The 19,753-nt window shown below is 61.4% G+C and carries 18 protein-coding genes; 12 read left to right on the plus strand and 6 right to left on the minus strand.

The window, feature by feature from the left end:
* Positions 1-24 precede the first annotated feature (24 nt).
* The 10 genes from SPHINGO391_RS07645 to SPHINGO391_RS07690 all read left to right on the plus strand — a co-directional run bounded on the left by SPHINGO391_RS07645 (position 25) and on the right by SPHINGO391_RS07690 (position 10,129).
* Positions 25-1,488 carry a form I ribulose bisphosphate carboxylase large subunit gene (locus tag SPHINGO391_RS07645; protein WP_152008269.1) on the plus strand — a complete coding sequence of 488 codons (1,464 nt, stop codon included), beginning with the start codon at positions 25-27 and terminating at the stop codon, positions 1,486-1,488.
* Between the two features lie 23 nt (positions 1,489-1,511).
* Positions 1,512-1,904 (plus strand): ribulose bisphosphate carboxylase small subunit, encoded by a 393-nt coding sequence (locus tag SPHINGO391_RS07650; RefSeq protein WP_152008270.1) that lies wholly within the window; start codon positions 1,512-1,514, stop codon positions 1,902-1,904.
* A 59-nt stretch (positions 1,905-1,963) separates the two neighbouring features.
* Positions 1,964-2,911 carry a CbbX protein gene (gene cbbX / locus SPHINGO391_RS07655; protein ID WP_152008271.1) on the plus strand — a complete coding sequence of 316 codons (948 nt, stop codon included), beginning with the start codon at positions 1,964-1,966 and terminating at the stop codon, positions 2,909-2,911.
* Entirely contained in the window at positions 2,908-3,582 is a 675-nt protein-coding gene (gene rpe / locus SPHINGO391_RS07660; RefSeq protein ID WP_152008272.1) for a ribulose-phosphate 3-epimerase, read from the plus strand. The genes cbbX and rpe overlap by 4 nt, the downstream gene beginning before the upstream one ends.
* A gap of 34 nt (positions 3,583-3,616) precedes the next feature.
* The gene (locus SPHINGO391_RS07665; RefSeq protein WP_152008273.1) at positions 3,617-4,174 is read left to right on the plus strand and encodes a thioredoxin family protein; all 558 of its coding nucleotides are present in this window, start codon (positions 3,617-3,619) and stop codon (positions 4,172-4,174) included.
* Positions 4,171-4,893, plus strand: coding sequence for an HAD-IIIA family hydrolase (locus SPHINGO391_RS07670; RefSeq protein WP_244615140.1), 723 nt, complete (start codon positions 4,171-4,173; stop codon positions 4,891-4,893). The genes SPHINGO391_RS07665 and SPHINGO391_RS07670 overlap by 4 nt, the downstream gene beginning before the upstream one ends.
* 105 nt (positions 4,894-4,998) lie before the next feature.
* Positions 4,999-5,670, plus strand: coding sequence for a phosphoribosyltransferase family protein (locus tag SPHINGO391_RS07675; RefSeq protein WP_210385776.1), 672 nt, complete (start codon positions 4,999-5,001; stop codon positions 5,668-5,670).
* Between the two features lie 264 nt (positions 5,671-5,934).
* Positions 5,935-6,600, plus strand: coding sequence for a Crp/Fnr family transcriptional regulator (locus SPHINGO391_RS07680; protein ID WP_193217225.1), 666 nt, complete (start codon positions 5,935-5,937; stop codon positions 6,598-6,600).
* 154 nt (positions 6,601-6,754) lie between these two features.
* A complete protein-coding gene (locus SPHINGO391_RS07685) occupies positions 6,755-7,960 on the plus strand; it encodes an arginine deiminase family protein (RefSeq protein ID WP_193217226.1) in 1,206 nt (401 codons plus the stop codon).
* 150 nt (positions 7,961-8,110) lie between these two features.
* Positions 8,111-10,129, plus strand: coding sequence for a CocE/NonD family hydrolase (locus SPHINGO391_RS07690; protein WP_152008277.1), 2,019 nt, complete (start codon positions 8,111-8,113; stop codon positions 10,127-10,129).
* Positions 10,130-10,152: 23 nt separating this feature from the next.
* On the opposite strand, the gene SPHINGO391_RS07695 is transcribed toward SPHINGO391_RS07690, so the two are convergent.
* Entirely contained in the window at positions 10,153-11,115 is a 963-nt protein-coding gene (locus SPHINGO391_RS07695; protein ID WP_152008278.1) for an alpha/beta hydrolase, read from the minus strand.
* 71 nt (positions 11,116-11,186) lie between these two features.
* Here SPHINGO391_RS07695 and SPHINGO391_RS07700 point away from each other — a divergent pair, with 71 nt between their 5' ends.
* Positions 11,187-11,906 (plus strand): HAD family hydrolase, encoded by a 720-nt coding sequence (locus tag SPHINGO391_RS07700; protein WP_152008279.1) that lies wholly within the window; start codon positions 11,187-11,189, stop codon positions 11,904-11,906.
* An 18-nt stretch (positions 11,907-11,924) separates the two neighbouring features.
* Here the strand turns inward: SPHINGO391_RS07700 and SPHINGO391_RS07705 are convergent, their stop codons facing one another.
* The 3 genes from SPHINGO391_RS07705 to SPHINGO391_RS07715 are packed head-to-tail and all read right to left on the minus strand — an operon-like array spanning position 11,925 to position 15,432.
* Positions 11,925-13,544: an ABC transporter ATP-binding protein gene (locus SPHINGO391_RS07705; RefSeq protein WP_152008280.1), complete on the minus strand. Its 1,620-nt coding sequence runs from the start codon at positions 13,542-13,544 to the stop codon at positions 11,925-11,927.
* Positions 13,541-14,455 (minus strand): ABC transporter permease, encoded by a 915-nt coding sequence (locus SPHINGO391_RS07710; RefSeq protein ID WP_152008281.1) that lies wholly within the window; start codon positions 14,453-14,455, stop codon positions 13,541-13,543. The genes SPHINGO391_RS07705 and SPHINGO391_RS07710 overlap by 4 nt, the downstream gene beginning before the upstream one ends.
* A complete protein-coding gene (locus tag SPHINGO391_RS07715; protein WP_152008282.1) occupies positions 14,452-15,432 on the minus strand; it encodes an ABC transporter permease in 981 nt (326 codons plus the stop codon). The genes SPHINGO391_RS07710 and SPHINGO391_RS07715 overlap by 4 nt, the downstream gene beginning before the upstream one ends.
* A gap of 422 nt (positions 15,433-15,854) precedes the next feature.
* Between SPHINGO391_RS07715 and SPHINGO391_RS07720 the strand changes: the two genes are divergently transcribed.
* A complete protein-coding gene (locus SPHINGO391_RS07720; protein WP_152008283.1) occupies positions 15,855-17,462 on the plus strand; it encodes an ABC transporter substrate-binding protein in 1,608 nt (535 codons plus the stop codon).
* 80 nt (positions 17,463-17,542) lie between these two features.
* Here the strand turns inward: SPHINGO391_RS07720 and SPHINGO391_RS07725 are convergent, their stop codons facing one another.
* A complete protein-coding gene (locus SPHINGO391_RS07725) occupies positions 17,543-17,989 on the minus strand; it encodes a PACE efflux transporter (protein WP_152008284.1) in 447 nt (148 codons plus the stop codon).
* A gap of 178 nt (positions 17,990-18,167) precedes the next feature.
* On the minus strand, positions 18,168-19,751 hold the full coding sequence (locus SPHINGO391_RS07730; protein ID WP_152008285.1) for an indolepyruvate oxidoreductase subunit beta family protein: 1,584 nt from the start codon (positions 19,749-19,751) through the stop codon (positions 18,168-18,170).
* Between the last annotated feature and the right edge of the window lie 2 nt (positions 19,752-19,753).

The following is a 19,753-nucleotide window of genomic DNA, read 5'->3' on the forward strand; positions in this document are numbered from 1 at the left end:
GATTCAAGAAGAGAGGTCAACGCCATGAATACGGACGCAAAAACCGAGATCAAGGGCAAGGAACGCTACAAGGCCGGCGTGCTCAAATATGCGCAGATGGGCTACTGGGACGGCGATTACGTGCCCAAGGACACCGACCTGATCGCGCTGTTCCGGATCACGCCGCAGGAAGGCGTCGATCCGATCGAGGCGGCCGCCGCGGTCGCCGGCGAAAGTTCTACGGCGACCTGGACCGTGGTCTGGACCGACCGCCTGACGGCCTGCGACCAGTACCGCGCCAAGGCCTACCGGGTGGATCCGGTTCCGGGCACGCCGGGGCAGTATTTCTGTTATGTCGCCTATGACCTGATCCTGTTCGAGGAGGGCTCGATCGCCAATTTGACGGCGTCGATCATCGGCAACGTGTTCTCGTTCAAGCCGCTGAAGGCGGCGCGGCTCGAGGACATGCGGTTTCCGGTGGCCTACTGCAAGACCTTCAAGGGACCACCCACCGGCATCGTGGTCGAGCGCGAGCGGCTCGACAAGTTCGGCAAGCCGCTGCTCGGCGCAACGACCAAGCCCAAACTCGGGCTTTCGGGCAAGAACTATGGCCGCGTGGTCTATGAGGGTCTGAAGGGTGGGCTCGACTTCATGAAGGATGACGAGAACATCAACTCGCAGCCGTTCATGCACTGGCGCGACCGTTTTCTCTATTGCATGGAAGCGGTCAACAAGGCGACCGCCGAGACCGGCGAGATCAAGGGCCACTATCTCAACATCACCGCCGGCACGATGGAGGAAATGTACCGCCGCGCCGAGTTCGCCAAGGAGCTGGGCTCGGTCATCGTCATGGTCGACCTGATCGTCGGCTGGACCGCGATCCAGTCGATCTCGGAATGGTGCCGCCAGAACGACATGATCCTTCACATGCACCGCGCCGGTCATGGCACCTACACCCGGCAGAAGAACCACGGCATCTCGTTCCGCGTGATTGCCAAGTGGCTGCGGCTTGCCGGTGTCGATCACCTGCATTGCGGCACGGCGGTGGGCAAGCTCGAGGGCGATCCGCTGACCGTGCAGGGCTACTACAATGTCTGCCGCGAGACCCGCAACGAGGTCGACCTGCAGCGCGGCATCTTCTTCGAGCAGGACTGGGCCGACATCAAGAAGGTCATGCCGGTGGCCTCGGGCGGCATCCATGCCGGGCAGATGCACCAGCTGCTTGACCTGTTCGGCGACGACGTGGTGCTGCAGTTCGGCGGCGGCACCATCGGTCATCCGATGGGCATCCAGGCCGGGGCCACGGCCAACCGGGTTGCGCTCGAGGCGATGGTGCTCGCCCGCAACGAAGGCCGTGATATCGCCAACGAGGGTCCGGATATCCTTCGCGCTGCCGCCAAGTGGTGCAAGCCGCTGGAAGCCGCGCTTGAGACCTGGGGCAACATCACCTTCAACTACACATCGACAGACACGTCGGACTTCGTGCCGACCGCGTCGGTCTCCATGTAAGCCCGATCGAGAAGGACATACACATGCGTATCACCCAAGGCTGCTTTTCCTTTCTGCCCGACCTCAGCGACGAGCAGATTTCCGCCCAGATCGAGTATTGCCTGTCGCGCGAATGGGCCGTCGGCATCGAGTACACCGACGATCCGCATCCCAGGAACACCTACTGGGAGATGTGGGGCCACCCGATGTTCGATCTGAAGGACCCCAAGGGCGCGATGATGGAGCTCGACGACTGCCGCAAGGCGCATGGCGACAGCTACATAAAGATCAACGCGTTTGATTCCTCGCGGGGGTTCGAGACGGTGATGATGAGCTTCATCGTCAACCGGCCGAAGGAAGAGCTGAAACTGCAGATGACGCGCACCGATGTGCGCTCGCGCAGCCAGACCTACTCGTGGGACGCGGCGCGGCGCTGATCTGAAATCTCCCGCCGGCCCGCATCACCGGGCCGGCGGCAATCGTTGAGGAGACCATGATGGCCGACGCCGCTGACCTGATTGCGCCTGATGAAGCAGAGGCCTTGCCGACTGCGATCGACCTGCGCGAGGAATACAAAAAATCCGGTGTCGCCGAGGTGCTGGACGAACTCGACCGCGAGCTGATCGGGCTCAAACCGGTCAAGCAGCGGATCCGCGAGATCGCCGCGATGCTGATCGTCGAGCGGGCCCGAAAGGCGATGGGGCTCAGCCACGAGACGCCGACGCTGCACATGAATTTCGCCGGCAATCCCGGCACCGGCAAGACCACGGTGGCGATGCGGATGGCCAATATCCTGCACCGGCTCGGCTACGTCCGCAAAGGCCATCTGGTGTCGGTGACGCGCGATGACCTGGTCGGGCAATATATCGGCCACACCGCGCCCAAGACCAAGGAAATCCTGAAGAAGGCGATGGGCGGGGTGCTGTTCATCGACGAGGCCTATTACCTCTACCGGCCCGACAACGAGCGCGATTACGGCCAGGAAGCGATCGAGATCCTGCTGCAGGTGATGGAGAACAACCGCGAGGATCTGGTGGTGATCCTTGCCGGGTATGCCGACCGGATGGACAAGTTCTTCGAGAGCAATCCCGGGTTCCGGTCACGCATCGCCCACCATATCGAGTTTCCCGACTACAGCGAGGCGGAGCTGCTGAAGATCGCCGATGGCATGCTCAAGCAGCAGACCTATCATTTTGACGATGAAGCCCACGATCTGATGCAGCGCTATATCCGGCTCAGGCGGCAGCAGCCGCATTTCGCCAATGCGCGCTCGATCCGCAACGCTCTCGACCGGGCGCGGCTGCGGCAGGCCAACCGGCTGTTCTCGACTGCCACCGGACCGATGACGGCGGAAGACCTGTCGACGATCACGGCCGAGGACCTGAAGGTCAGCCGGGTGTTCACCATGGGCATCCCGGACGGTCAAGCGGAGGCGGGGGCATGACAAAGACCATCATCGCGCCCTCTGTCCTGTCGGCTGATTTCTCTAGGCTGGGTGACGAGATCGAAGCGGTCGTCGCGGCAGGTGCCGACTGGATTCATCTCGACGTGATGGACGGGCATTATGTGCCCAACATCACCTTCGGTCCGCCGATCATCAAGGCGGTGCGCAACCGCACCGGCAAGATCTTCGATTGCCATTTGATGATCGAGCCATGCGATCCCTTCCTGGCGGCCTTTGCCGATGCCGGCTGTGACATCATCACGGTGCATGCCGAGGCGACAAAACATCTCGACCGGTCGCTGCAGGCGATCCGCGATCTTGGCAAGAAGGCCGGGGTCTCGCTCAACCCGTCGACGCCGGAAAGCGTCATTGAATACGTGCTCGACCGGCTCGAGTTGATCCTGTTGATGACGGTCAACCCGGGTTTCGGCGGACAGAACTTCATCCCGGCGGTGGTCGACAAGGTGGCGCGGGTGAAGAGCATGATCGGCGACCGGCCGATCGACATCGAGATCGATGGAGGCGTGACGCCCGAAACCGCGCCGCTGGTGGCGGCCGCCGGCGCCAATGTGCTGGTTGCAGGATCCGCTGTGTTCAAAGGAGGGACACAAACAGCGTATAAAACCAATATCGAAGCCATTCGCGCGGCATCCGATGGCGCGCTGCGCTAAGACTTGTTACCGGAACTGATCGAGGAGACGTCCAATGGCCGCAATTCCCCCCTTGTGTGATTTTGGATGGAAACCGAGTGACGCCCGATTGATCGGCGTCGACGGACAGGCCCGCAATGTTCTTGATCAGGCCGGCGAAAATGGGCTGGTGGTGGCCTTCATCTGCAACCATTGCCCCTACGTCAAGGCGGTGATCGACCGGATCGTGCGCGACGCCGAGGACCTGGCCGACATCGGCATCGGCTTCGTGGCGATCTCGTCCAATGACGTCGAGGCCTATCCCGAAGATTCATTTGAAAACATGAAGCTCTTTGCCGGAGCGCATCGATTTTCGTTCCCGTATCTCTATGATGAAGACCAGTCCGTGGCGCTTGCCTGGGGTGCGGTCTGCACGCCGGATTTTTTCGGCTTCAATGCTCAGATGGAACTGCAATATCGCGGGCGGCTCGACGCGTCGCGCAAGCAGTCCGGACCAGCGGATCTCAGGCGTGACCTCTACGAGGCGATGCGCCATGTGGCGGAGACCGGCAAGGGGCCGGAAGACCAGATCGCCTCGATGGGGTGTTCGATCAAGTGGAAGGAAAATGCGTGATTGATGCGTCGGTTAACAAGAGTGTCCCGTCCGGCTGGCCCGAGGCAATTCTTTTCGATCTAGATGGAACGCTGATCGATTCAGTGCCCGATATTGCCGCTGCGGTGAATGAGCTGCTGTTGGGCGATGACCTGCCGGTGGTGAGCGTGGACGCGGTTCGCGGCATGATCGGCAACGGGGTCAAGAAGCTTGTAGAGCGGGCCTATGCATCGGTAGGGACGCAGTATGAAGGCGATGCGCTGAATGCTGCGACCGACCGGATGATGGGGATCTACGGCAAGCATCTGATCCGGCACACGGTCGCCATGCCAGGCGCGCTGGAACTGATTTCGAACTATCATCGGGCAGGCGTCAGGATTGGTGTGGTCACCAACAAGCCTGAAGCCTTTACCCACGAAATCCTGAGGCATTTCGGGATCGACGGGCAGGTGGCGGTCGTGGTCGGCGGCGATACCGGGCCGGCGCGCAAGCCCGAGCCCGACATGCTGCATCACGCACTTTCGGTTATGGGAGTTGCGGCCAGCCGAGCCTTGATGGTGGGCGACAGTCCGGCCGACATCGGCGCGGCAAAGGCCGCCAACATGGCAAGCGTGGCGGTGCATGGCGGCTACACCAATGTGCCCGCCGATAAACTTGGCGCGGACCGGGTCATTTCCAGCCTGCTCGATCTTCCCGCCGCAATCGAAGCGCTCAGGCCGGCCGCGCTTGCACAGGGCTGAGTGGGGCGGACTGGCATTGCGGTTTTGATGCCGGTCAATGGCTACGCGATCCAGTACGCTATCTTGCCACGGTTGATGCTCGACTTCACGCGTGGGGAGAAGGCGATGTTTGCGGACCGAAACGACGCCGGTCAGAAACTTGCCCGGGAGCTCGCCCGGCAATTGTCCGGTTTCGACCACAAGATGGCGCTCGTGGTGGCGCTGCCGCGTGGCGGGGTGCCGGTGGCTGAGCAGGTTGCCGAGGCACTGGATCTGCCGCTCGATATTCTGCTGGTGCGAAAGGTCGGTGCGCCGGGATATCCGGAGGTCGCCATTGGTGCGATCAGTGATGGCGAGAAGATGCAATTGACGATCAACCGGGAGGTTTGTGACCAACTCGGACTCGATGATGAAGAGGTCCGAGATCTGGCACAGGAGGTCCTGCCTGAGCTCGAGCGCCGGAAACGGCTTTACTGCGGGGACCGGCCGACCCTTGCAGTCAAAGGCAGACCGGTGATCGTCGTTGACGATGGCGCTGCCACAGGAGCCACGTTGCGCATCGCCCTCCGGGTGTTGCGCGAACGCGGCGCCACGCGGTTGATCGTTGCACTGCCGGTGGCGCCAGTCGATGTTGTGGAGAAGTTGCATGCACTGGCCGAGGATGTGATTTGTCTGGAAATTCCGTCTTCCTTTCGGGCCGTTGGAGCACATTACCGGGATTTCCGGCAGGTCGATGATCAGGAGGTGGTTCGAATTCTCGAACAAGCGAATGGCGCCTGTGATCATCGCTTACACTGATCGGCGTAGTCGCGACGGCGGTTTTTCAATCAAAGGTCGTACGGGTTAGTCCTTGACGCCTTACCGGCAGTGCGATTGACTGCGCCGCGAACCCCAGGTGGCCCGGATGTTTCTTCATGCGATCAGGCCGCCTGTGGACCTGGGCCCCGGTCGAGCAGGAATGTGCATATGGACAATGCCGTTGATCTTGCCTGTTCGTGCGGCAAATGCACGAATTGCCCGATTCACAACCGGTCTGTCTGCAGCGCTGCGTCAGCAGACGCGATGGCGCAACTCAACCGCATATCGCATGTCCGCAAGTTTGTGCGCGGCACCGTCATCCAGGGGCAGGGAGAGGTCAGCGACATTGTCGGTAATATCGTCGAGGGTGTTGTCAAACTCTCGAGTGCATCGGCCAGTGGCGACGACCATATTGTCGGGCTTCTGTTTCCATCGGACTTTTTCGGGCGCCTTTTTGCCGAGGAATCGCAATTCTCCTACGAGGCGGTTACAGATGTGACGCTGTGCGCCATGAACCGTTCCGGCTTCGAGCGGTTTCTCGCGGACCATCCCACCGTTGAACACGAGATGCTCAAGGCCAAGCTCGACGAACTCGATGCGGTCCGGGAGTGGGCTGCGATCACCAATGGTCACACCACGATGCAACGCGTGGCAACACTGCTCTATGTGTTCTCGCGACGGTCGAGAAACCAGCATCGGGAAGGCGGCGATGCATCGCCATCGGTCGTGCATATCCCGCTGAGCCGCAGGGATATCGCCGATTATCTCGGAACGACACCCGAGACGCTCAGCCGCAACATACAGACCCTGGCGCGGGCAAAGGTAATCCGCATCATCAATGCCAAGCATTTCGAACTGATTGACGCCAACGCGCTCATCAGCCACTCGGGCGAAACCCGGGAAGATCTCAACCGGATCGCCTCTTACTGAGCGATACGGATCGAATGTGGCGCGGTTCCGCGCGCTTGCCGTCAAGCATGGACAGGCGAGGTTCCCGCATTGACGAACGTCAATGTGCGGGTATCGCTTTAGACGGAGCATGGTTTCATCAACCAGCGCCAATGCGCCTGGAGGTGGGAAAATCATGACCCGGTCCGGCACACCAGTTTCCGTCATCAATGATATCGGCGTTCTGCGCGACGTTCTGGTCCAGGGACCGGTGTGCAACCCTTTGGGCGTCATAGGCTGGGGCGGTGAAAGAGGAGTGGATCCGGCTTCACGGCAACATCAGCGAATGGTGCGGGAACTGGAAGCAGCCGGCGTGTCTGTCAGGCGCATGGATGTGCTCTTGCGTTCGGCCCTGGGCTTTGCGGATGCACGGGATTGGATTCTCGAGCGGCGGATGACCGGAGCCGATCATGAACTGGGCAATGCGGGTTGCGATATCATCTCGTGGCTGAGCGAGCAGCCTGCCGAAACACTTACGCGCTGTCTCATGGAGGGGATGAAGACGGGCGATCTGCCTTCGGGATTTGAGCGTGTGGGTCCAAGCTTTGACGAGAATTCCCACTGGTTGCTGCCGCCACTCGACGGGGTCATGCATTTGCGCGAACGGTTCCGCGTGATTGATGGCGGAGTGGTGCTTGCCCAACCGAAAGGGCGGAGCGCCAGAGCCAATACGATCACCCTTGCGACCGTGCTCAACTTCGCGCCGCTGTTTGACCAGTCCCGGTTCGAGTTCTGGCTGAGCGCCGATGGGGCCGACCGGTCGTGCCCGCCGGTCAGTGGCAATGACATCGCCATGCCAGGTGACAGGATCTGGGTCGGAGCGATCACAGCCAACACAAGCGTGCAGGCGCTGTCGCTGTTGGCAGCATCGCTGTTTCGCCAGGACTGCAGTGGCGCCGTGTTCTGGCTTGATCTGACCGGGACGGATTGCGCGTGTCTCGATGACTGTTTTTTGCCGCTCAGCCGCGATTGCATGCTGGTCGACGAGAACCTGCTTGGCCGTGCGAACTCGTTTCTGGTCCGATCGGCCAATCCCGGCGCGCCGCTCGGGATCGAACCTTGCAGATTGCCGTTCCTCGACGCGCTGGCGGAGGGATTGGCCGTCAAGGAACTGGACCTTATCGACGTCCGGCATCAGCAGCCTCCTGTATCGCAGGGACTGAGGCGGCTTGCGCCAATTGTCCTGTCTCCGGGCCGCATCATCGCCTTTGAGGAGCATCAAGACGCATTTCGCGTGCTTGAGCAGCATGGTATCGAGATCGTTGCCGCGATTTCCGGCGGTGCGCTTTCACCCGAAGGAAAAGGCCCGCGCGGGCTGGTAAGCCCGCTGCATGCCACCTGACAATGCACCGATGCTGAAAGGAGCAGGCGGAGCAGTTTTGCGTACCTCCATCGGTTCAATCCGTTTTCCACAATCTGCCGCCAAGGCCATTGCGCAGCGCGGTTCCGGCATGACAGGTTCGAGCCTGTTCAACTGTCGGGGAGACATGTCATGGCGTCATTCATGCCGGAGACCGAAACCGGGTTTGCGCGCAAGATCATCGAGATCGAGGACCAGTCGATCGAGATGCCCGACGGCTGCCGGTTGTCGGCCCGGATCTGGATACCGAAAGATGCGGAAGACGACCCGGTTCCGGTCATTCTGGAGCATCTTCCTTACCGCAAACGCGATGGCACGATCGTTCGTGACAGCCTGACCCATCCATGGATGGCGGGACAGGGCTATGCCTGTATCCGGGTCGACATGCGCGGCAACGGCGATTCCGAAGGCGTGATGGAGGATGAATACACGCCGCAGGAATTGCAGGATGCCTGCGACGTGATCGCATGGGCGGTGAGCCAGCCCTGGTGCTCGGGGACCGCCGGGATGATGGGAATTTCCTGGGGCGGCTTCAATTCGCTGCAGGTTGCGGCACTGAGGCCTCCGGCGCTGAAGGCGATCATCACCATCTGCTCGACGGCCGACCGCTTTGCCGATGACATCCATTTCAAGGGTGGCTGCCTGCTGGGCGAGAATTTCGGCTGGGCGGCGAACATGCTGTCCTATTCGTCGCGTCCGCCGGATCCGTTGCTGATGGGGCCTGGTTGGCGGGAACAGTGGCTCAACCGTTTGCGGGAAATGCCGTTTCTGGCGCGCGAATGGATCTCGCGGCAGACGCGGGACGACTACTGGAAACATGGTTCTATCTGCGAAGACTATGGTGCGATCGAGGCGGCGGTGCTGTCGATTGGCGGCTGGCATGACGGTTACCGCAACACGATCTCGAACCTCGTCGAGCACCTCGAAGCCCCGGTCAAGGGCATTGTCGGTCCGTGGATCCACAAGTATCCCCACTACGCCGGACCAGAACCGCGGATCGGTTTCCTGCAGGAAGCCAGGCGCTGGTGGGACCATTGGCTCAAGGGCATCGACAATGGCGCAGAAAACCTGCCGGCCTACCGGGCCTGGCTGATGGACAGCATCGCGCCGGAGCGCTGGGTGGATGAACGGCCGGGACGATGGATTGCCGAAGCCGAATGGCCGGCGGCGGGGATCGTTTCGAAAGAGTTTGCTCTCGGTGACGGCAGCCTCGGGCAGGGCGCCATGAGCAAAGCTGTTGCAATCTGCTCACCGGTGGATTGTGGCAGCCAGACGGGCGAGTATTTCCCGTTCGCCTATGGGCCGGAACTGCCCGATGAGCAAACAGCGGATGATCTGAGATCCGCGTGCTTCGACGGCGCTGTGCTTGAGGAGACGCTCGACATCGTTGGCGCGCCGCGGCTTGTGATCCGCGCCAGGTCCGACAAACCGTTGGCGCAAGTGGCTGTGCGGCTTTGCGACCTGCGTCCGGACGGGACATCGGCGCTGATCACCATGGGCGTACTCAATCTCACGCACCGGGCTTCCGCCGAGGCACCGGAACGGCTGACTCCGGGTGAGACTTTCGAGGCGACCGTAACGCTCGACCAGATCGCCTACCGCTTGCCTGCCGGGCACCGGTTGCGGATCGCGGTTTCGACCAGCTACTGGCCGTTCATCTGGCCCGCGCCGGAAAACGCAACGATAACTCTTGAAGCGGGGATGCTTGAACTTCCCTGCCGCAGCGTGCTGGCCGAGAGGGATGAATGCAGCTTTGAAAAGCCGGTTGGCGCCGAACCCTGGCGGCATGAGAACCTGCGGCCGTCCGCCTCGACGCGGACCACCGAGATCGATCCCGAGACCGGTGTTATCACCACGTCTATCCTCAACGATGCGGGGGAGAACAGGGATCTGCAGCATGGTCTGATCTCCGGCAGCAAGACGCATGAGCGCTGGTCGATCCAGCCGGACGACCCGCTGTCGGCAACGGCGCATATCCGCTGGGAGCAGACCGGGGGACGCGACAGCTGGTGGACCAGGACGATCGCGGAAATGGAGATGCGCTGCGACAGCGACTGGTTCCACATAACCGGCAGGCTGACGGCGACGGAGAACGACACCGTGATGTTCGACAAGGAATGGAACGAACGGATCCCACGCCGGTTTGTCTAAGCCGGCAGCGCCGTCGACCGTGCTCAATAGGCCCATTCGCTCGCGGCGAGTGCCTTCAAGCCCGTTATCATCCGGTCGAAACTGTCTCGGGCGCGGCCGACCGAGTGCCGGGCGCGCAGGTAGCCATGGACGAGCCCGGTCTCTTCAAAGCAGATCGCCTTGCCTCCAGCTGCGGTCAGGCGGTTGCAATAGTCGGGGCCATCGCCTGCCAGCGGATCGCATTCAGCGGTGAAGACCAGGGTTGGCGGCATTGCGGTGAAATCGGCCGCGGCGAGCGGGGTGAAGCGGGGATCTCCGGTCGGAGAAGAACCGCCCGAACGCAACTCGTCATAATAGAGCATGTCGGCGGTGGTCAGCATGGGCGCGTTCATGTGGGTGACAAAGCTGCCCCTGGATGTATCCGCGCCCAGTGCCGGGTAGATCAGGAGCTGTCCGGCGGGAACATGCGCTTCACCGCGCGTCGCCCAAGAGACCGCAGCAGCCAGATTGCCGCCGGCGCTGTCACCGGCGAGGATCACGGGATGGCGACGGTTACGGGCAATGAACCGGAATGCAGCCAGTGAATCCTCGAACTGGGCCGGATGCAGGTGTTCGGGCGCCAGGCGGTAGTCGACGGCCACGACTTCATATCCGGTGCGGTCACAGATTTCGGCGCAGATGCTGTCATGGCTCTCCAACCCGCCAAGGATGAAGCCGCCGCCATGAAGATACAGCACGGTTGCTTGCGGAGTGGCGCTGGCCGGCCTGTATTCGCGTACGAAGATTGGCGAGACCGCCCCCGGGAGGGAATGATCGCGAACCGATACGCCGGAGGGACGGCCCGCATCGAAGGCCTTGCACAGCGCGTCGTAGACGTCGCGCTGGCCCTGATAATCGAGGCTGGTCGCGTTTTCGGGGTAGAAGGCGACCGATTTGTCGACGAAGGCCCAGGTCTCTTCGTCAAGCAAGCTGTCGTATGGGGCTGGGCGCAAGGATGTGTCCTTCATGTTCGAGATCACCTTGGTGTTGACGTACATGCAATCGCGAGGCACTGCTCGTGTCAAACCGGAAAAGCATCATGACATTCAAACTGGGACACGAGATCAAGGCAATCCTGTTCGACAAGGATGGCACACTGGTCGATTTTGACCGGACCTGGGCGGATACCAACCGCAAGGGTGCGCTGATTGCGGCCGACGGCGACCCAGCGCTGGCTGAACGCCTGCTTGTCGAATGCGGCATGGATCCGGTGTCCGGCAAGACCAGGGCAGACAGCATGTTTGCTGCCGCCAATGCCAGGGAAATCGCCGCGCACATGGTTGTACACGGCAGCCCCTTCGAGCCCGAAGAGCTGATGCAGCTTCTCGACAAGACCTTTGTCGAGGGCGCGGAATCGCCCTGGCCGATCTGCGATCTCAAAGCATTGATGCAAAGCCTCGCCGGTTCCGGCATGGCAATCGGGATCGCCTCGAGCGACGGGGAGGCCAGTATCCGGCGCACCGTCGACGTGCTTGATCTGACCTCCGAAGTTGGGTTTATCGCGGGCTATGACAGCGGCCATGGGCCGAAACCCGAACCGGGCATGCTGCTGGCCTTTGCCATGCATCTGGGCTTGCATCCTTCCCAGATCGCCATGGTTGGCGACAACGGCCATGACATGGAGATGGCGCGGGCTGCCGCCGCGGGTGCCGCCATCGGGGTGCTCTCGGGAACCGGCACACGCCAGACCCTCGAGGCGCTGGCGGATGTTCTGATTGGATCGGTTGCCGATCTTCCTGCACTTATGGCAGCACGCTAAACCACGTGCTCAAGCGAGTCAGGTGTTGCGATCTGCCAGAAGATTGGTGAGCCAGTCGGGATCCATTTCCGGGACCGAAGACAGCAGGAGTTCGGTGTAGTCCGGAAACGGCGGCGCGAGGATTTCGCTCTTGAGCCCCTGTTCGACCACCTTGCCCTGCAGCATCACCACGATCTCGTCGGAAATCGCCTTCACCGTGGCAATGTCATGGGTGATGAAGAGATAGGTGATGTTGTACTGCTTTTGCAGCCGCAACAGCAGTTGCAGAATGCCTTCCTGAACGATCTGATCGAGCGCGGAGGTGACTTCGTCGCAGATGATGACTTCCGGGTTTGCAGCAAGTGCACGGGCAATGCAGATGCGCTGTTTCTGTCCGCCGGACAGTTCCGAAGGCAGCCGGTCCATGAAACTGTCGTCCAGTTCGATCATCTCCAGCAGTTTGATCACCCTGGCTTCGCGAGCCTTGCCGGTGAGCCCGAGATAGAATTCGAGCGGCCGTCCGATGATTTCCTCGACGGTCTGCCGCGGGTTCATGGCCGTATCCGCCATCTGGTAGATCATCTGGATCTTCTGCAACTGATCCTTGCTGCGGTCCTTGAGTGCCGCGGGCAAGGGTTCGCCGTTGAAAACCACTTCTCCGGCCGATGGTGGCAGCAGTCCTGTAATCACCCGCGCGGTTGTCGATTTGCCCGATCCGGATTCGCCGACCACCGCAACGGTTCGCCCGCGCGGGATCGAAATGTTGACGTCGTGCAATACCTTGACCGGGCCGTAGGCCGCGTCGACGTGATTGATCGAGAGAACGATGTCCTCTCCCTTGACCTCCGGCTTTTCCAGCGCCCGCACAGACCATAGCGATTTTGTGTAGGCTTCTTCGGGCTGGGTCAGCATCTTGCGGGTGGGTGCCTGCTCGACCTCCTCGCCGTAGCGCAACACCTTGATGAAATCAGCCATCTGGGCAACCACGGCAAGGTCGTGGGTGATGTAGATTGCTGCAGTGTTGAACTCCTCGACGATGTTGCGCATCGCCGAGAGCACTTCGACCTGGGTGGTCACATCAAGGGCGGTGGTCGGTTCGTCGAATATGATCAGGTCGGGGCGCGGCGACATCGCCATGGCCGTCATGACCCGCTGCAGCTGCCCCCCGGAAACCTGGTGCGGATAACGGCTGCCGATGGTCTCGGGATTGGGCAATTGCAGGGCCCTGAACAGCTCGACCGCGTCGGTGCGCGAGTCCGCGTCGGGCCTGATCCCGCGCCGGTTGGCCGCTTCCACGGTCTGGTCGATCAGGCGATGGGCGGGATTGAAGGAGGCTGCGGCCGATTGGGCGACATAGGCGATGCGCGTGCCCCAGAGCCTGCGCTTTTCCCTGTCGCTGGCTTTTGCAAGATCGATGCCGTCAAACAGGATCGAACCGCCGGTCAGCTTGCAGCCGGGTTGGGTGTAGCCCATCGCGGCCTTGCCAAGCGTCGATTTTCCGGCCCCCGATTCGCCGATCAGTCCCATGATCTCGCCGCGGCGAAGGGTCAGGTCGACGCCCTTGATGATGGGATGCCACTGCTCGTCGGAAAAGCCATCGATGCGGATGTCGCGCATCTTGAGCAGAATGTCATGATTGGGTTCGTGGTTGTCGGTCATTCGCGAAGCCCGCTGGTTTTCTGCAGGAACCAGTCAACGATGAAGTTGACGGCCACGGTGAGCAGCGCGATGGCGGCTGCCGGCAGCAGTGGCGTGATGGCTGCTGTCATGTCGTATTTTGCAAACTGGATCAGCGAGGCATTGGCGCGGACCATGGACCCCCAATCCGCGGTCGGCGGCTGAATGCCGACGCCGAGAAACGACAGCGCCGCGATGGTGAGGAACACGAAGCAGAAGCGCAGGCCGAATTCTGCGACCAGCGGGGGCATGATGTTGGGCAGGATTTCCCGCCGCATCACCCAGCCCAGGCCTTCGCCGCGCAGGCGCGCGGCCTCGACATAGTCCATCACCGCGACGTTGACGGCGACGGAGCGGGTGAGGCGGAAGACGCGGGTGGAATCGAGAACCGCGATGATCAGGATCAGGCTGGTGATGGTCGAGCCGAAGATCGACAGCAGCATCAGCGCGAAGATCAGGCTGGGGATGGCCATCAGCACGTCAACGAACCGGCTGAGCCCCTGATCGAGCCAACTGCGGTTGATCGCCGCCACAAGACCAAGGCCGCCGCCGATAAGGAACGACAGGAAGGTGGTGGCCAGCGCAATGCCCATGGTGTTGCGGGCGCCATAGATCAGCCGCGTGAGCACGTCACGGCCGATCTGGTCGGTTCCGAAGATGAACTCATCGCTCCAGGGGGCGAAGGGAACCGGATGGATCTCCGCCTCGCCATAGGGGGCGATGACATCGGCAAAAATGGCCACGAGGATGTAAAGCGCGACCACGATCATGCCGAACCAGGCGCTGGGCGGGGCCGATTTCATCAGCAAGCTGAACCGCTCAAGACGGGTGCGGCGCTTTCTGACCGCACCGACTTCGGCAGCGGCGGCGTAGGTTTCGGGCTGCTCGCTCATCTGGGGTGCAACAATCGCGGGTTGGTGACGATGCCGATGATGTCGGCGGTCAGGTTCAGGAGGATATAGGTCGCCGCAAAAATCAGCGCACAGGCCTGCACCACTGGAATGTCGCGGCTGGTCACGGCGTCGACCATCAACTGGCCTATGCCCGGATAGACGAAGACCACTTCAACCACGACCACGCCCACCACCAGGTAGGCGAGGTTGAAGGCAATCACGGTGGCGATCGGTGCCCAGGCGTTAGGCAGGGCATGCTTGAGAATGATTTCGGACCGTGAAGCACCTTTCAGCCTTGCCATTTCGATATAGGGGCTGGCCAGCAGGTTGATGATGGCGGCACGGGTCATGCGCATCATGTGTGCGACAATCACCAGCGTCAGCGTCAGCGCCGGAAGCGCAACCCGGTATAGCCTTTCGCCCAAGGCGGTGGAGGCATCGATATTGGCAAGCGAGGGAAACACGGGCCATAGAGAGGCGAAGAACAGGATCAGGATATAGGCAACGAAGAATTCCGGTGTCGAGATGGTCGTCAGCGTCGCGGCATTGACAACACGGTCATAGGCGGTGTTGCGGTAAAGCGCGGCTGTCAGGCCAAGGAAAAGAGCCAGCGGAACCGCGATCAGGGCCGTGACCCCTGCCAGGAACAAGGTGTTCCAAAGGCGCGGCATGACAAGATCGACCACCTGGCGCGAGCGGTCCTGTCCGGATGCGTTGCGGCCTGAAAAGGACGTTCCGAAATCGCCCTGAAGTACGGAGCCGACCCATTCGAAGTAACGGACGGGCGCGGGCTTGTCCAAGCCCAGTTCCTTGCGGAACGCGGTCACGGTTTCCTTGGTTGCGGCCTGGCCGAGCACGGCTTCGCTGAAATCGCCGGGCAGCATTGAAATCGAACTGAATATGATGGCTGAAACGACGAAAAGCGTGGCGATGCCCAGCCCCAGTCGTTTCAGTATGGTCGACAGCACTGCATTCAAGTGCGCTTTCCTTCCCCGAATTTCCGATGGTCTTGTTGCCATCTCGTGAAACCGACCGGAGTGATGAGCCCCCCTCCGGCCAGCCTTGGTTCACATTGTTGTCCAGTGCAGGGCAGTTGTAAACCGGGTCATGGGTTTATGCCGGTGTTACACGCAAGCATGCAGTCGAAACGTGCCACCGGGAGAGCCCGCATAGCGTGTATCGGGTGCGTTGCTTCGCCCTTCGTATTTCCGATGGAGTCGGTTAAGTGCGTCTTTGCCCTACATTTTCCGGTGTCGATGGGGTATAGCAAACTATCACCGAGGCTTGCTGCTCAGTTGACAATCCGGTGCAGCGGGGGAGGATAGGCAAAACCTCAGTGGCGGGGCGATCTGTGCCACGCCGCCAATCAAAAATTATGGGAACCAAACGGAGACGTACCATGAAAGAAGAGTATCTGAAAAAACAGGCCCGCTGGCTCAGCGAAGGTCAGATTGGCCGCCGGCAGTTCATCAGGGCCGCCATTGCAGCCGGCCTTGCTGTTCCTTCGGCGCTTACGCTGGCAACCGACGTGCTGGCTGCGACGCCGAAGAAGGGTGGCAAGATTCGCATGGGTTCGTCCTATGGCTCGACCACGGATGCTCTGGATGCAGGCACGTCGGAAAACGGCATGACGCAGGCTATTGTCTATGCGCGCGGCAACCATCTCACGGAAGTCAACAATGACGGCACGCTGATCCCTGAACTCGCATCGGGCTTCGAACCCTCGAACGGTGCGAAAACCTGGGCATTCGACCTGCGGCAGGGCGTCGAGTTCCACAATGGCAAGACAATGACCGCCGACGATGTGATCGCGACGTTTAATTATCATCGCGACGAAAACTCGAAGTCCGCCGCCAAGGGGCTGCTTTCGGCGATCAAGGAGATCAAGAAGGACGGCGACAACCGGGTGATCTTCGAACTCGACGGCGGCAATGCCGACTTCCCCTACATCGTCTCCGACTATCACATCATGATCATGCCATCGGTAGACGGCGCGATCTCTGATCCGAACAGCCCGGTGGGAACCGGCGGCTACATTGTAGAGAGCTACGAGCCGGGCGTGCGGATCCAGATGAAGCGCAACCCGAACTACTTCAAGGAAGGCCGTGCCCATTTCGATGAAGTCGAGATGATCACCCTGTCCGACACTACAGCCCGCCAGAACGCGATCATGAACGGCGACGTCGATTTCATCGACAATGTCGACCCGAAGACCGTGACCCTGCTTGGGCGGGTGCCGACGCTCGATATCCTCAAGACCACCGGCACGCAGCACTACACTTTCCCGATGCGGGTGAATTCTGCCCCGTTTGACAATTACGACCTGCGCATGGCGCTCAAGTACGCGATCAAGCGCCAGGAACTGGTCGACAAGATCCTGCTTGGCAACGGTGAACCCGGCAATGACGTGCCGGTTAATGCCTCGATGCCGTTCTTCAACACCGAGTTGCCGGTGCACGAGTTCGACGCTGAAAAGGCCGCGTTCCATTACAAGAAGTCGGGCCATTCCGGTGCGATCCAGCTCTCGGTCTCCGATGCCGCCTTCCCGGGCGCCGTCGATGCGGCCCAGCTGGTTGCAGCCTCGGCAAAGGAAGCCGGGATCGACATCGAACTGGTGCGCGAGCCGAGCGACGGCTACTGGTCCAATGTGTGGAACAAGAAGCCCTGGTGCGCCTGCTACTGGGGCGGTCGCCCGACCCAGGACTGGATGTATTCGGCAGCCTACACATCGGATACCGAGTGGAACGACACCGCCTGGAAAACCGGCGAGTCGGCCGAGAAGTTCAACGAGCTGGTGGTTATGGCCCGCTCCGAAACCGACCAAGCCACGCGCAAGGAGCAGTACTGGGAAGCCCAGAAGCTGCTGCAGGATGATGGCGGTGCCATCGTCGGCATGTGGGCGAGCTTCATCCACGCCCATGGCAAGGGCCTTGCCCATGATGATGCCGTGGCAGCCAACTGGCAGAGCGATGGCAACAAGGTTGCCGAGCGCTGGTGGTTTGCCTGATCCCAGGCGTCACCTGACAAAGATGCAAACGGCCGCGGAGCAATCCGCGGCCGTTCTCGTTTGTTCGGCGGTGCTCGGGTTCAGATCCGCGTTTGCGTATCCTGTGCCGCCGTAGCCCGCGGCAGGGGAAAGACGAGATCGTAAACCCAGTTGAAGACAAAGGCGTAAACCAGGTAGAAAACCGCGAAGGACACATCCATCAGAAAGGCATCTGTCAGGCTGACCTGCAGATACCAGGCGATGAAGGGCAGAAGGATCAGAAGCAGTCCCGCTTCAAAGAGCAGCGCATGAATGATTCGGATCGGCAGGGACTTCTGCACGCGGCCAACCAGCCGCAGAAGCGCATGATCGAACATCAGATTGTAGAGGTAGTTCCAGATCGTGGCGATGGTGGCGCTGACGATCGCGACAATGCCGATGCTGCCAAGCGGAACATCGAATACCCGGGCGCCGACCGGTATGACGATGAAAAGAGCTATGATTTCAAAACTCAGCGCGTGACGAAGTCTGTCCCTGACTGTTCGCATGGGAGTCCCTCATGGATTGCCGGGTCGTCCCGGCGGTTTTTCCTGAATGGGGAGGTCGTCCTCGCTGATGCGGCCTATGTAAGTCCGGGTGTGATTTTCCGCAAGGCCTGCGGTGGCAGGCAAACTTGGCACGGCGTTGATGCAGGGCAAGAAACCGGCCTTTCCCGGGCCAAAGGGCTCAGTTCTGCATTGCGGTTTCTGCCTGGCCCGCAAAGGAGCGTACGGTCTTGAGCGCGCCTTCGAGCTGGTCGCCCTTTTCATCGGCAAGCGCTGCCTCGCGCAAGAGCCTGCACCAGTGGGCGGCATCGTCCCGGCCGGCGAGCAGGGCCACGCCATCCATCACCCGGTCGAATTTCGACAGGCCGCGCGCATGGGTGTCGGAGTAGCCCTTGACCAGGCGGCGGTTGCGCAGGGTCTCGACACCGAGCGCATAGTCGATCTTTCGGTAGGTCAGGGCCTTGTCGAGCCAGGCTTCCATGTGTTCCTTCTCGATGGCGTGACGCAAGGTACCGCGGCGGTATTTGCGCAGGCCGCCAAGCACATAGAGCTGGGCAAAGGGCAGCAGCCTGTCGGTTCTGAGCCTGCGGCCCCTGTTGAACAGCCGGTCGATCAGACGCATGCCGCCCTGGCTGTTGGACAACCGGCGTCCGAGGCCGGACGGCATCATGCCGACGATCTCCTCGGCGCGCGGATGCATGAATTCTGTCAGTTTCATCTGCGCGCCCTTTGCCGGGGCGATCTCGGTGCGAACCCGGGCGAAACGGCTGCCGCGGGTCTTGAGATCGGCGACGCGGAAGACGTCGTCATAGGCCATTGCCTTGGCAATGTATTTCGCCGCTTCCCGGGTCAGCTCGTGCCCCTTGGCCGGGTCGTCCTGGGCGAGCACATGCTCGAGCCGGTCGAGATACTCGGCGCCATAATCGAGGTCCTGGAAATCCACCACGGCGCGAAGCCCGGTAAGTGCCATCTCGCGCGCGGCTTCGGGCATGGCGGCAGCGCGGGCTTCGAGCTTGGACCACTGCTCGACCAGATGCTTCGGTCCCGCCGGCGCATTGGCTGCCGGGAGTTTTGCCTGGCCAGCCTGGGGCCGTTCGATCTTGCCGCCGGCAGCGGCCTCGAAACCGGCCGCGAAGGCACGAAGGCTCGCCTCGACACCGCGGCCCGAAGCTTTGATCGCGGCTTCGAAACTCTCGCGCTCGAAGGGCAGGGCGCCGGAACCGGCGAGTGCGCCGAACAGGCTGGCCGAGATCATCGAGCCCGCGTCGACCGCCATCTTCTCCATGTCGAAGGCGATGAAGCGCTGCGCGGCGATTTCCGCCGCCGCGATCACTTCCTCGGAATCGGCGATGCCGTCGCCGGGCACGGTCTTTTCCGAGACCGCCAGCGCCCGGTGCGAGGACGCGATCAGTGTCGTGCGGTCGGGGGTGACGAAACCGCGCATGATGGCGCGGCCGGCCTCCATCATCTCGGCGGCGACCAGAATGTCGACATCGCCTGCGGCCGGCAGAAGAGAGAACACCGGAGCGCGTTCCTGGGCAGGAGCCATCTCCATGTAATAGATCGTCGCGCCGGTGCGCTGGGCGACACCCGCCACCGAGGTCGCCTGCACCACGTAGCCATTGCGGTGGGCGCAATCCTCGATCCAGTTGGTGAGAACGCCGCCACCCTGGCCGCCGACCGCCATGATCGCCAGCTTGATGATCTGATCGAGCGCCGGGTCATGGGCCTTGGATTGCAGTGCTGTTTGGGTCTTGCTTGCCATTA

Origin of the sequence: Hoeflea sp. EC-HK425, from assembly GCF_902498795.1 — a bacterium.
GTDB classification, from domain to species: Bacteria; Pseudomonadota; Alphaproteobacteria; order Rhizobiales; family Rhizobiaceae; genus Hoeflea; species Hoeflea alexandrii.